10 protein-coding genes and 2 tRNA genes are annotated in these 13,224 nt (G+C 36.3%); 11 read left to right on the top strand and 1 reads right to left on the bottom strand.

Annotated elements, in window-relative coordinates:
• Nucleotides 1-2 precede the first annotated feature (2 nt).
• From JR050_RS19155 to JR050_RS19110, 10 genes are all read left to right on the top strand, one after another.
• Nucleotides 3-518: a metallophosphoesterase family protein gene (locus tag JR050_RS19155; protein ID WP_204205263.1), complete on the top strand. Its 516-nt coding sequence runs from the start codon at nt 3-5 to the stop codon at nt 516-518.
• Between the two features lie 195 nt (nt 519-713).
• A tRNA-Gly gene (locus JR050_RS19150) sits at nt 714-787 on the top strand.
• 3 nt (nt 788-790) lie between these two features.
• Nucleotides 791-867: transfer RNA gene (locus JR050_RS19145), tRNA-Arg, on the top strand.
• Nucleotides 868-1,023: 156 nt separating this feature from the next.
• Nucleotides 1,024-2,031, top strand: a complete 1,008-nt coding sequence (locus JR050_RS19140; RefSeq protein ID WP_204205262.1) for a tetratricopeptide repeat protein — start codon at nt 1,024-1,026, stop codon at nt 2,029-2,031.
• Nucleotides 2,032-2,221: 190 nt separating this feature from the next.
• On the top strand, nt 2,222-3,508 hold the full coding sequence (gene tig, locus JR050_RS19135) for a trigger factor (protein ID WP_204205261.1): 1,287 nt from the start codon (nt 2,222-2,224) through the stop codon (nt 3,506-3,508).
• Between the two features lie 306 nt (nt 3,509-3,814).
• Nucleotides 3,815-5,083 (top strand): ATP-dependent protease ATP-binding subunit ClpX, encoded by a 1,269-nt coding sequence (clpX, locus tag JR050_RS19130; RefSeq protein ID WP_204205260.1) that lies wholly within the window; start codon nt 3,815-3,817, stop codon nt 5,081-5,083.
• Nucleotides 5,084-5,407: 324 nt separating this feature from the next.
• Complete coding sequence (gene lonB, locus JR050_RS19125) at nt 5,408-7,087, top strand: ATP-dependent protease LonB (RefSeq protein WP_204205259.1); 1,680 nt, start codon at nt 5,408-5,410, stop codon at nt 7,085-7,087.
• A gap of 359 nt (nt 7,088-7,446) precedes the next feature.
• Nucleotides 7,447-9,774: an endopeptidase La gene (gene lon, locus JR050_RS19120; RefSeq protein ID WP_204205258.1), complete on the top strand. Its 2,328-nt coding sequence runs from the start codon at nt 7,447-7,449 to the stop codon at nt 9,772-9,774.
• The gene (gene yihA, locus JR050_RS19115; protein WP_204205257.1) at nt 9,771-10,361 is read left to right on the top strand and encodes a ribosome biogenesis GTP-binding protein YihA/YsxC; all 591 of its coding nucleotides are present in this window, start codon (nt 9,771-9,773) and stop codon (nt 10,359-10,361) included. The genes lon and yihA overlap by 4 nt, the downstream gene beginning before the upstream one ends.
• A 95-nt stretch (nt 10,362-10,456) precedes the next feature.
• Complete coding sequence (locus JR050_RS19110) at nt 10,457-10,957, top strand: DUF1648 domain-containing protein (protein WP_204205256.1); 501 nt, start codon at nt 10,457-10,459, stop codon at nt 10,955-10,957.
• Nucleotides 10,958-11,148: 191 nt separating this feature from the next.
• Here the strand turns inward: JR050_RS19110 and JR050_RS19105 are convergent, their stop codons facing one another.
• Nucleotides 11,149-11,634: a LiaI-LiaF-like domain-containing protein gene (locus JR050_RS19105; RefSeq protein ID WP_204205255.1), complete on the bottom strand. Its 486-nt coding sequence runs from the start codon at nt 11,632-11,634 to the stop codon at nt 11,149-11,151.
• Nucleotides 11,635-11,863: 229 nt separating this feature from the next.
• Between JR050_RS19105 and hemA the strand changes: the two genes are divergently transcribed.
• Nucleotides 11,864-13,219 carry a glutamyl-tRNA reductase gene (hemA, locus tag JR050_RS19100; protein ID WP_204205254.1) on the top strand — a complete coding sequence of 452 codons (1,356 nt, stop codon included), beginning with the start codon at nt 11,864-11,866 and terminating at the stop codon, nt 13,217-13,219.
• Nucleotides 13,220-13,224 lie beyond the last annotated feature (5 nt).

Below are 13,224 nucleotides of genomic sequence, written 5' to 3'. Positions count from 1 at the left end.
ATATGAAGCTATTAATCATAAGTGATACACATGGTTTTGAACAAGAATTACTTCAAGTTAAAGAAAAATATGATAAGGAAGTTGACATGATGATTCATTGTGGAGATTCAGAGCTTCCTTCAAATCATGTAGCGTTAGTAGGATTCCAAGCTGTAAAAGGTAACTGTGACATAGGAAATTTTCCAAATGATACCATCCGCCAAGTACGAGATGTAAATTTATTTGCTACACATGGCCACCTGTACAATGTGAAAATGACGTTAATGAATCTTCAGTATCGTGCGGAAGAGGTAGGGGCAAAGATCATTTGTTTTGGTCACTCTCATTTAGCGGGATGTGAATTTGTAGATGGGAGACTTTATATCAACCCAGGTAGTTTTCACCTCCCTAGAAGAATACTAGAGCGAACTTACTGTATTCTTGAGGTAAAGGAAACGGAATTTAATGTTCAGTTTTTTGATCATATGCATCATCGAGTAGAGTCGTTATGCAAAACCTTTAGTAGAAAAGAAGAGTAACTAACGCGCTCTTCTCTTCCATTACGGTTAAAATTTTAAAACAGGGTTGATATTTTAAGAAAACAATCATATAATTTTTAATGTTCACGAGTTAATATAGAAGAGATTAAATGCGGGTGAAGATAATATTTTTTTCATAAATTTTATTGACATTCAACCGAAAAACTTATATACTTATCTTTGTCGCTAATATTTGCGGGTGTAGTTTAGTGGTAAAACCTCAGCCTTCCAAGCTGATGTTGTGAGTTCGATTCTCATCACCCGCTCCATATGTCCCAGTAGCTCAGCCGGATAGAGCATACGCCTTCTAAGCGTACGGTCGGGAGTTCGAATCTCTCCTGGGACGCCATTTTACATACGAACATTAAACCTTTTCTTAATTGAAAAGGTTTTTCTTTTTATATTTCGTCCAACTCCTACATTGTTTTCTTGTATATTAAAAGGGTAGTTGGTAAACTGTGTTTAAAAAAATCTTAAAACTTTGGGTACGAACTAAGGAGTCAACATGGACAATAATGATCAATTTAAAAATGTGATTCCGTTTCCGAATTTGCAAAAGAGATTGTTAGATAAAGGGATGGAAGCATTACAAAAAAAGAATTTTGATGAAGCTCTTGCTCTCCTGCAGCAGGCACTAGAGTATGATGATTCGTTAGATGAAGTTCAATTTGGAATCGTCATTTGTTTATTTGAGCTTGGATACTTAGAAGAAGCAAAAGTAAACTGCTCACGTATGCTTAAAGAAGATGTTGGTGATTATTATGATGTTTTACAATTGTACCTAACAATACTAGTGCAACTTGGTAACTACGAAGAAGTAGAATCAACGATTGAAGCAGTTTTACAAGAAGATAAAATTCCGCCTCAAACGGTTGAAAATTTTTATAAGTTACTAGACTTTAGTAGAAAGATGACTGCAGATGAAGATGTGATCTTAGAAACCCAACGTGTTGAGGTAACTCGAATCATTGAGTCTGATTCTGTACAGGAACAATGGAATGTTGTTCAAGCATTGAGAAATGAAAGACTGGGAATTGCATATTCCTTCCCGATACTTGATCAATATTTATTAGATGAAATGAAGCATCCAATTGTAAAAACGTCAATTTTGCAGCTATTGATTGAAAAGGATATTTTTAGGGAAGTAAGTGTAGAGAAGTTTGGAAAAGTATTAAAAGTTAATACCGCAGAGTTATATGACATGGAGACACATGCGTTTACTCATCAGGTAATTCAGGTATTAGATGATACTCTCGGAAATGAGAATCCTAGTTTGTTTGAAGTGGCAAAAGAGATGTGGTTTCGTCATTTATATGTTAATTATCCTTTTAACTCACAGCCGGAAAACGAAGCAATTTGGGCTGCTGGTCTTCATAAAGTGGGGTATGATCTGCATGGCATCGACATTGAAGCTGAGGAAATTGCAGAACTATACAAAATTACAATTCAAGATTTATTATTTGCAAGTTGCAGGATAAAAGAAATTGAAGAAATCTCCTTTATTCCAATGTAAATGATTGTTTTTTTACGTTCGCAGCTAACAATATTGAAACACGCACATTATATGTTATAATGGAATGGTTGTAAACATAATCAATGCTTGGCCATACATAAATGTAGGATAAAATTTGTTAATCATTCTGGACAAGTTTCATAGTATCCTTTGGTGGTTAAGAGAAATAGATAATGGAGGGAAAGTATAAATGTCTGTTAAATGGGAAAAGTTAGAAGGTAACGAAGGGATTTTAACTGTAGAGGTTGACGCTGAAACAGTTAACAAAGGTTTAGACAAAGCATTCAATAAAGTTGTGAAGCAAGTAAACGTACCAGGTTTCCGTAAAGGGAAAGTTCCTCGTGGAATGTTTGAAAAGCGCTTTGGAGTAGAGTCTTTATACCAAGATGCATTAGATTTTATCTTACCAGATGCTTATGAAAATGCAGTAACAGAAGCAAACATTGAGCCAGTAGACCGTCCTGAAATTGATATCGTTCAATTAGAAAAAGGACAAAATTTAATCTTTACTGCTAAGGTTACAGTTAAGCCAGAAGTTACACTTGGTGATTATAAAAACCTTGAAGTAGAAAGATTAGATACAGCTGTTACAGAAGAAGACGTAAACGAACAGTTAAAGCAACTTCAAGAACGTCAAGCTGAGCTTGTTGTTAAAGAAGAAGGAACTGTAGAAAATGGCGATACTGCTATTATTGATTTCGAAGGATTTGTTGACGGAGTAGCGTTCGAAGGTGGAAAAGGTGAAAACTACTCATTAGCAATTGGTTCTAATACATTTATCCCTGGCTTTGAAGAGCAACTAATCGGATTAGCTGCTGGTGAAGAGAAGGATGTTGAAGTATCATTCCCTGAAGAATATCATGCAGAAGAATTAGCAGGAAAGCCTGCAACATTCAAAGTGAAATTACATGAAATCAAGACAAAAGAACTTCCTGCATTAGATGATGAGTTTGCAAAAGATGTAGACGACGAAGTTGAGACACTTGATGCGCTAAAGGCTAAAACTAGAACTCGTTTAGAAGAGTCTAGAAAGCAAGAAGCAGAAAATGCATTAAAGGATTCTTTAGTTGACCTTGCTACTGAAAATGCAACAATTGATGTACCACAAGCAATGGTAAAATCAGAACAAGACCGTATGATTCGTGAATTCGAACAACGTCTATCTCAGCAAGGTATGAACCTTGATCTTTATTATCAATTCTCAGGAACTGACGAAGCAGCACTTCGTGAGCAAATGGCTGAAGATGCAGCGAAGCGTGTTCGTATGAACTTAACGTTAGAAGCAATCGCTAATGCTGAAGACATTCAAGTATCTGATGCTGAACTTGATGAAGAATTAACAAAGATGTCTGAAATGTACCAAACAACTGTTGAGAACATCAAAAATATGCTTGGGAATGTAGATCTTCTTAAAGAAGATATAAAAATTCGTAAAGCAATTGATTTTTTAGTAGAGAATAGCAAAGCTACTGCATAATAATTAACTAGAATAGAAAATGAGGCGCGACTAGTTCGTGCCTTGTTTTTACTAAACACTACATATTACATACATAAAATGGTTTAAGTATCTGGTAACGGTAAAAATAATCATTAAAAAAGAACTTATAAAAAATGCACTTTCAACAAATACATACATATGAGAGGGTTATTATTACCTCTCTAAGAAAGTAATATGGTAAAATACATAACAATCAGAATAAAGAAAAGCTCTTCAACGTGTATTTGGGTAATGGAGAGAAGAAATAACGCAATGGTTCAGTAGTAATGGTAAGGGGTGAGATAGTTGTTTAAATTTAATGATGAAAAAGGTCAACTTAAATGTTCATTCTGTGGAAAAACACAGGACCAGGTTCGAAAGCTAGTAGCAGGGCCAGGCGTTTATATATGTGACGAGTGTATCGAATTATGTACAGAAATTGTTGAAGAGGAATTAGGAACTGAGGAAGAAGTAGAATTCAAAGACGTTCCGAAGCCATCAGAAATCCGTGACATTTTAGATGAGTACGTCATTGGACAGGATGCAGCTAAGAAGTCTCTGGCAGTAGCTGTATACAACCACTATAAGCGTATTAATTCGAATAGTAAGATCGACGATGTAGAATTAGCAAAAAGTAATATTGCGATGATTGGACCAACAGGTAGTGGTAAAACTTTATTAGCCCAAACTTTAGCAAGAATTTTAAATGTGCCATTCGCAATTGCTGATGCAACTTCATTAACTGAAGCAGGTTATGTAGGGGAGGACGTTGAAAACATTCTCCTAAAGTTAATCCAAGCTGCCGATTATGATGTTGAAAAAGCTGAAAAGGGTATCATTTATATTGATGAAATTGATAAAGTGGCAAGAAAGTCTGAAAACCCATCCATTACTCGTGATGTATCGGGTGAAGGGGTACAGCAGGCCTTATTGAAAATTCTTGAAGGAACTGTTGCGAGTGTGCCTCCTCAAGGTGGACGTAAGCATCCTCATCAAGAATTCATTCAAATTGATACAACAAACGTACTATTTATTTGTGGTGGAGCGTTTGATGGGATCGAACAAATTATTAAACGCCGTTTAGGTAAAAAGGTTATTGGTTTTGGAGCAGGAAGCACAATCGAAGATGGTAGTGAGGTTTCATTACTTTCGAAGGTACTTCCAGAAGATTTACTGAAATTTGGATTAATTCCAGAATTCATTGGACGTTTACCAGTAATTGCAAATCTTGAGCAATTAGATGAAGAGGCATTAGTAGAAATTTTAACAAAGCCAAAAAATGCATTAATCAAGCAATATCAAAAGCTTCTTGAGCTAGATGATGTTGAACTTGATTTCGAAGAAGGAGCTCTTCTTGAAATTGCAAAACGTGCAATTGAAAGAAAAACAGGAGCTCGTGGGTTACGTTCTATCATTGAAGGGATAATGTTGGATGTAATGTACGAACTACCTTCACGAGAAGATATTGAAAAATGTATCATTACACTTGAAACAGTTAAAGGTGATAGTGAGCCGAAGCTGGTCCTAAAAGACGGAACAGTCGTTACAGGACAAGATAAAAAAGATTCTGCTTGATTGTAAACTCGGATAGAAGTTCTATCCGAGTTTTTTTACTTGCACAGGACGTGAGCGCTCTTAGCATAAGTTCCTTAAAACAGCATAAGTTCCTTGTACTTTTCTAAGATTCTTATCTTATTCAATTAACCATAATCAAACCTCCTTAATGAGATCAATTACCTCTCTTGCATCTTCTGGATTTTAATCCTTACTATATTTTTTTACTTACCGGTTCACCATGTCATATAATGTCCAAAAGTATTCTACTATTTTTCTGTTTAGTCCAACAGTTACCAGGAAATACTAGTTAACAGAGACAACAGAGAACCAGGAGGGTATAAGATGAGTTGGACAAGTATTGCGCTGTTTATCCAATTATTTTTTGGAATAATAATTGGTCTATATTTTTGGAATTTATTACGAAACCAACGTACGCAAAAAGTCTCCATTGATAGAGAATCAAGAAAAGAAATGGACCAGTTACGTAAGTTGCGTTCCATATCCTTAACAGAGCCTTTGGCGGAACGTGTAAGACCTACTAGCTTCAATGATATTGTTGGCCAAGAGGATGGGATAAGAGCTTTAAAAGCAGCCTTATGTGGTCCCAATCCACAGCATGTGATCGTATATGGTCCTCCAGGTGTAGGGAAAACAGCAGCAGCTAGATTAGTGCTAGAAGAAGCAAAACGTAATGGGAAATCCCCTTTTAAAAGAGAGGCTGTTTTTATTGAATTAGATGCAACAACTGCTAGATTTGATGAAAGAGGAATTGCGGATCCGCTAATAGGATCTGTCCATGATCCAATTTATCAAGGAGCAGGCGCTATGGGACAAGCGGGTATTCCGCAGCCAAAGCAAGGTGCGGTTACACATGCACATGGAGGAGTTTTGTTCATTGATGAAATCGGCGAATTACATCCTATTCAAATGAATAAAATGTTAAAGGTATTAGAGGATCGAAAGGTATTCTTAGAGAGTGCGTATTATAGTGAAGAAAATACACAAATCCCAACACATATTCATGATATCTTCCAAAATGGGTTACCTGCTGATTTTCGTATGATCGGTGCGACAACACGAACACCAAACGAGCTACCGCCAGCTATACGTTCAAGATGTTTAGAAGTATTCTTCCGAGAACTAGATACTGATGAACTTTCAATTGTTGCAAGAAAGGCAGCGACAAAAATCAACATGGATGTTACAGAGGAAGGAATTCAAATTCTCTCAAGCTATGCACGTAATGGTAGAGAAGCTGTAAATATGGTACAAATTGCAGCAGGACTAGCGATTTCAGAAGATCGTAACTACATAAAGACTGAAGATATTGAATGGGTTGTTCACTCAAGTCAACTAACACCTAGACAAGAGAAGAAAATTAATATTGAGCCAAAGGTTGGACTAGTAAATGGGTTAGCAGTATATGGACCTAATACAGGGGCTCTATTAGAGATTGAAGTTACTGTAATACCAAATAAAGATAAAGGCTCCATTAATATTACTGGTATAGTAGAAGAAGAAAGCATTGGGGACAGAGGAAAATCTGTTCGTCGAAAAAGTATGGCGAAAGGTTCGATTGAAAATGTGTTAACTGTATTACGAGCTTTTGGTGTACCTGCGTCAGATTTTGATATTCATGTTAATTTTCCAGGTGGAATTCCAGTAGATGGACCTTCAGCTGGTATTGCAATGGCTACAGGGATCTATTCTGCTATAAACAATTTACCGATTGACCATCGTGTGGCGATGACAGGTGAAATAAGTATTCATGGATTTGTGAAACCTATTGGAGGCGTATTCGCGAAAGTAAAAGCAGCCAAGCTAGCAGGAGCGAAAAAGGTTATTATTCCAATTGAAAATATGCAATCAATTTTAAAAGAAATAGACGGTATTGATATCATACCTGTCTCCCATATTTCAGAAGTGTTCGAGATTGCATTTGGGAAACGCCATTCAATCATGGCGGAAGACGTAATACCTGCTTCCACAACGACGTTTGAATCAAAAACAGAATCTGTTTAGTAAAGGCTCTTTTCGTAGCAATTTGATCAATTTCGTATTTCCTTAATAGGTTAATCTAATTGAAATAATCATTGCTAATACGAAAAGAGGCCCTGAAACCATTATTTATAGGTGTTTTTAAACTTAGGTCGAAAAACAACAATCTGTGCAAATAGCTTTAGTAAAAAACTCCGGTTTAGGTAATACTAAGCCGGAGTTGCTTTATTGACTAATAATGATAAAGTTTAGTGCACTTTTTTATGCAAAGTGTGGGAAAATCCCATAGAAACAGCACCTTAATAGACAAAAGTAAAACAAATAAGATAGAATTGAACAAGACTCAAAAAAGACGATCGTTACTTGTGGAGGTGCATAACATTATGGCAAATAAAAAGGAATTGGTCGTGCCTCTCTTGCCGTTAAGAGGACTGCTAGTATATCCAACAATGGTATTGCATTTAGATGTTGGACGAGAAAAGTCTGTCCAAGCACTAGAGAAGGCAATGATGGAAGAACAATTAATATTCCTTTCCACCCAAAAGGATGCTGGTATTGATGACCCTGATGAAGATGATATTTTTCAGATTGGTACACTTTCGAAGGTTAAACAAATGCTTAAGCTTCCAAATGGTACTATTCGTGTCCTAGTGGAAGGATTAAACCGTGGTGAAATTGTATCCTTTATAGACCAGGATGAGTATGTATCAGTAAAAGTTATGGTTTCAGAAGATGATATAGACGAAAAGGATCTTGAAGAAGAAGCTTTAATGAGATCGCTATTAAGTTATTTTGAACAATACATAAAACTATCGAAAAAGATTTCCAATGAAACATATGCAACAATTGCGGATATCGACGATCCAGGTTCAATGGCAGATTTAATTGCTTCTCATCTTCCATTAAAAATTAAAGATAAGCAGGACATTCTAGAAACATATAATGTTAAAGAAAGACTAAACAAGCTTATCAGTATTATTAATAACGAAAGAGAAGTATTAAATCTTGAAAAGAAAATCGGTCAACGTGTAAAACGTTCTATGGAACGTACACAAAAAGAGTATTATTTACGTGAACAAATGAAGGCCATCCAAAAAGAACTCGGAGATAAAGAGGGTAAGACAGGAGAAGTCCAAACATTAAGAGATAAAATCGAAGATGCTGGAATGCCAGAATCTGTTCTACAAACAGCCTTAAAAGAGCTTGAGCGCTATGAAAAGATTCCGTCCAGCTCTGCTGAAAGTGCTGTCATTCGTAACTATATTGAATGGCTTATATCTTTGCCTTGGACAAATGCAACAGAAGATATTTTAGATTTAAAACGTTCAGAAGATATTTTAAATGCGGATCATTATGGGCTAGAAAAGGTAAAAGAACGAGTACTGGAATATTTAGCTGTTCAAAAGCTCACACAATCGTTAAAAGGTCCGATACTATGTTTAGTAGGCCCTCCTGGTGTTGGAAAAACTTCGTTAGCGAAATCAATTGCAAGATCATTAAACAGAAATTTTGTTCGAATTTCCCTAGGTGGAGTTCGTGATGAATCGGAAATTAGAGGACACCGTAGAACATATGTAGGAGCAATGCCAGGTCGTATTATCCAAGGAATGAAAAAGGCAGGAACGATTAATCCAGTGTTCCTACTTGATGAAATTGATAAAATGTCGAGTGATTTCAGAGGAGATCCTTCTTCAGCAATGCTAGAAGTATTAGATCCTGAACAAAATTACAACTTTAGTGATCATTACATAGAGGAGACATATGATCTTTCTAAAGTAATGTTTATTGCGACGGCAAATAGCCTATCAACAATTCCCGGGCCTCTTCTAGACCGAATGGAGGTTATTTCTATTGCAGGTTACACAGAGGTAGAAAAGCTGCATATAGCAAAAGAACATCTCCTTGCGAAGCAAATGAAAGAGCATGGCTTAACGAAAGGGAAAATTCAACTTCGAGATGAAGCATTACTAAAGCTTATTCGTGTATATACACGTGAAGCCGGAGTGCGTAATTTAGAAAGACAAATTGCAACACTTTGTAGAAAGGTTGCAAAAATCATCGTATCAGAAGAGCAAAATAAAGTGGTGATTACTGAGAAGAGACTTGAAGAGCTACTTGGAAAGCCGAGATTTAGTTACGGTCAAGCGGAACAAGAGGATCAAGTTGGTGTGGCTACAGGTCTAGCATATACAGCATTTGGTGGGGACATCTTATCAATTGAAGTTTCTGTTAATCCTGGAAAAGGGAAGCTACTGTTAACTGGAAAGCTCGGAGATGTAATGAAAGAGTCCGCTCAAGCTGCATTTAGTTATATTCGTTCGCGCGCAGATGAATTAAAAATCGATCTTGATTTTAATGAAAAGAACGATATCCATATTCATGTTCCAGAAGGTGCAGTTCCAAAGGATGGTCCATCTGCAGGAATTACAATGGCAACAGCGTTAGTTTCTGCCTTAACAGGTAGAGCGATAAGAAGAGATGTTGGAATGACAGGGGAGATCACATTACGTGGTCGCGTTCTTCCAATTGGTGGATTAAAAGAGAAATCATTAAGTGCTCATCGATCTGGAATCACTACAGTCATTATACCGAAGGAAAATGAAAAAGATTTAGACGACATTCCAGAAAGTGTTCGTAATGATTTGAAATTTATTCCGGTTTCACACTTAGATGAAGTATTAAAGCACGCTTTAGTAGGGGAGAAAAAATGAAAGTAAATACTGCAGAAATTGTCATCAGTGCCGTAAAGCCTGAACAATATCCTGACGATGGTTTGCCACATATTGCATTAGCCGGCAGATCAAACGTAGGTAAGTCATCGTTTATCAATAAAATGATTAATCGAAAGGCGTTAGCTAGAACATCTTCAAAGCCAGGAAAAACACAAACACTAAACTTTTATATTATTAATGAAATGTTATATTTTGTGGACGTACCAGGGTATGGATATGCGAAAGTGTCAAAATCAGAACGAGCTGCATGGGGAAAAATGATTGAGACATATATTAAGAAAAGTCCACATCTAAAGGTTGTACTTTTAATTGTAGACGTTCGTCATGCCCCGTCGAAGGATGATGTCATGATGTATGAGTTTTTAAAGCATTTTGATATACCAACAATGGTAGTCGCAACAAAAGCTGATAAAATTCCAAAAGGCAAATGGCAAAAGCACTTAAAAGTAGTGAAGGAAACACTTCAAATGGATAAAAACGATCCACTCGTTCTTTTCTCTTCTGAAACTGCACAAGGAAAAGACGAAGCGTGGGCAACCATGATGAAATTTGTGAATAATGCATAAAAAAGAAAGCAAGCTGTTTACATCAACGGCTTGCTTTTCTATATGTAACTTTTGTAAACGTAAAACGTATGAAGTAGTAAAGAGGAGGTGATTCAATGTACGATAAAGATAGACCTATTTTGTCCATTCCAACATCTCCAACAGAAAGAGTACTGAATGTACTTTCATCAATGATCCTTTTCGTAACTTATGCCTATATTATTTTTATGTGGGGAGAGCTTCCAGATAAAATCCCGACTCACTTTAATGGTGCAGGAGAAGTAGATGGATGGGGAAGTAAATGGTCTGTTTTGCCGTTACCTATTATAGGAACCATCATATTCATGGTTTTTATACCTCTAAGAAAATACCCTCATCGATATAATTATCCAGTAGAAGTAACGTTAGAAAATGCCGAGAGGTTATATTCTACCTCTAAAATGGTGCTTTCTGTACTTACAACAATCATTTCAGTCTTGTTTTTATTAATATCTTATGAAATCATCCAGGTTGCATTAGGATACAAGGGTATTGGAAATTGGCTATTGCCTGTTACATTACTCTCTATATTTGGGACAGTTTTCTTTTTCTTATTTCGAACGATCAAACTTAAATAAATTGTGGTTGTCATCACGCGAAGTAAAGACTGTTGAAACTCAGGGTAGTTATGAGTAGCCACAGTCTTTTTACTATCCCCATTAAACGGAGAGGAAACCTTATAGAGGGAGAGCATATTTTATTGATGTAACAAAGTTAAGTTAAAAGAAAAAAAAGACTATTCGAAAAACATCGAATTAGCCTATTCTTACTATTTCTTCTTAATGAACAATAAATAAACTCCTGCAATTATGAGCCCCGCTGGCCAGTACGTTTCAATCAACTCCACAAGTGAACCAATCCAACCTAACCATCCGCTTACCTTATGATAAAATAAGGCAATTATGGATATTACTATAAGTAACAATGCAGGCATCATACCCGTTTTTGTTTGCTGATACCGTAACAAAAAAGCAATACCAATAATAATTGTGTAAACAGCCCAATGATCAGGCCACTGTGTTACTAGATTGAGTAAATGGAAATGAGCACCAATACCTAATAAGATAAAGCCTGGGATAATGTTTTGATAATCACGACCGCTATAGGCTTGTGCTAAAAATGCAACACCAATAATAAGTAATAATGTAGGCCATGAATAAAACTGTTGAAGTGCAGTAAATTGGAGTTGTTCTAATAAAAAGTACAATCCAATGCCGATTAGTAATATACCTGGAAAAATACTTTGTTTTTTCATAAATGCTCCTTTCAAGTGTGGAAAGAAATACATGAGCTAGAATGCTTGATTAACGTATTTGTTTTTGATAATGTTCTCGTTGGAGTTACTTTTTTAGTATATAAATCATTATGAAGTAAGATACCAATATCTTATCATAGGATTCATAGTCTGTTCACAAATTTAAATAAAATGACAAAAGTAGACATGTTATAATGGTAGAAGATTATTTTAGGGGGGAATAGTACAAATGCATATTGTAGTTGTCGGCTTAAATCATAAAACTGCCCCTGTTGAGATTCGTGAAAGGTTAACATTTAATGCAACAGAGCTGCCTATAGCAATGAAGCAATTAAATAAACAAAAGAGTATATTGGAAAATATTATTGTATCAACCTGTAATCGAACCGAAATTTATGCAGTTGTTGACCAGCTTCACACTGGTCGTTATTATATAAAGTCGTTTTTATCTGAATGGTTTACTATTGATAAAAGTGAAATCTCTCCATTCCTTACAATTTATGAAAACGATGCGGCGATAGAGCATTTGTATCGTGTATCTTGCGGACTTGATTCTATGGTTCTTGGAGAAACTCAAATTCTAGGACAAGTTCGAACAAGCTTCCTTGAAGCGCAAGATTCACTTACAACTGGTACGGTATTTAATCATCTTTTTAAGCAAGCTATTACCTTAGCAAAAAAAGCGCACTCTGATACAGAAATTGGTGCGAATGCAGTTTCTGTAAGTTATGCAGCGGTAGAGCTAGCTAAAAAGATTTTTGGTCAGCTTACAAATAAGCATGTTGTCATCCTTGGTGCGGGAAAAATGGGTGAACTTGCTGTTCAAAACTTACATGGAAACGGCGTAGAACGTGTTACGGTAGTAAACCGAACACTCGAAAAGGCAGAGCAGTTAGCTACTAAGTTTAAAGGTACAGCACAGCCAATGGATATGCTGGAATCTGTGCTAACTGAAGCAGATATCGTGATTAGCTCTACTGGTTCAAAAGACTATGTTATTACTGAAAGCTTAATGGCGAAGGTAGAAAAGAAACGAAAGGGACGTCCTATTTTCTTAGTAGATATTGCCGTGCCTCGAGACTTAGACCCAAACCTGTCAAAACTTGATAGTGTTTTCCTATATGATATTGATGACTTACAGGGTATCGTGGAAGCAAACATGGAAGAGCGTCAAGCTGAAGCCGACAAAATTGAGTTAATGATTGAACAAGAAATTGTTGACTTCAATATATGGTTGCGTACGCTTGGAGTCGTCCCGGTTATCTCTGCTTTACGACAAAAGGCTCTTACGATTCAAGAGGAAACGATGCAAAGTATTGAGAGAAAGTTACCTGGCTTAACGGATCGTGAGAAAAAGGTGCTTAACAAACATACAAAGAGTATTATTAACCAACTGCTAAAAGATCCGATTTTAAAGGCGAAGGAAATGGCTGGAGAAGCGGACGCTGAACAATCTTTAAAGTTATTTATGAAAATATTTGATATTGAAGAAGCTGTAGAATTACAAAAAGCACGTGAGACTCATGTTGAAGCTAGTGAAGCAAAATGGCATGTGTCACCTCAAGAAGCTTCAGCAAAAATCTAAGTGAG

The sequence above is a fragment of the Bacillus suaedaesalsae genome (assembly GCF_016890225.1).
In the GTDB taxonomy this organism is placed as follows: domain Bacteria; phylum Bacillota; class Bacilli; order Bacillales; family SA4; genus Bacillus_BS; species Bacillus_BS suaedaesalsae.
The sequence above is the reverse complement of the archived record's forward strand: the minus strand, read 5'-3'. Positions and strand labels throughout refer to the sequence as shown.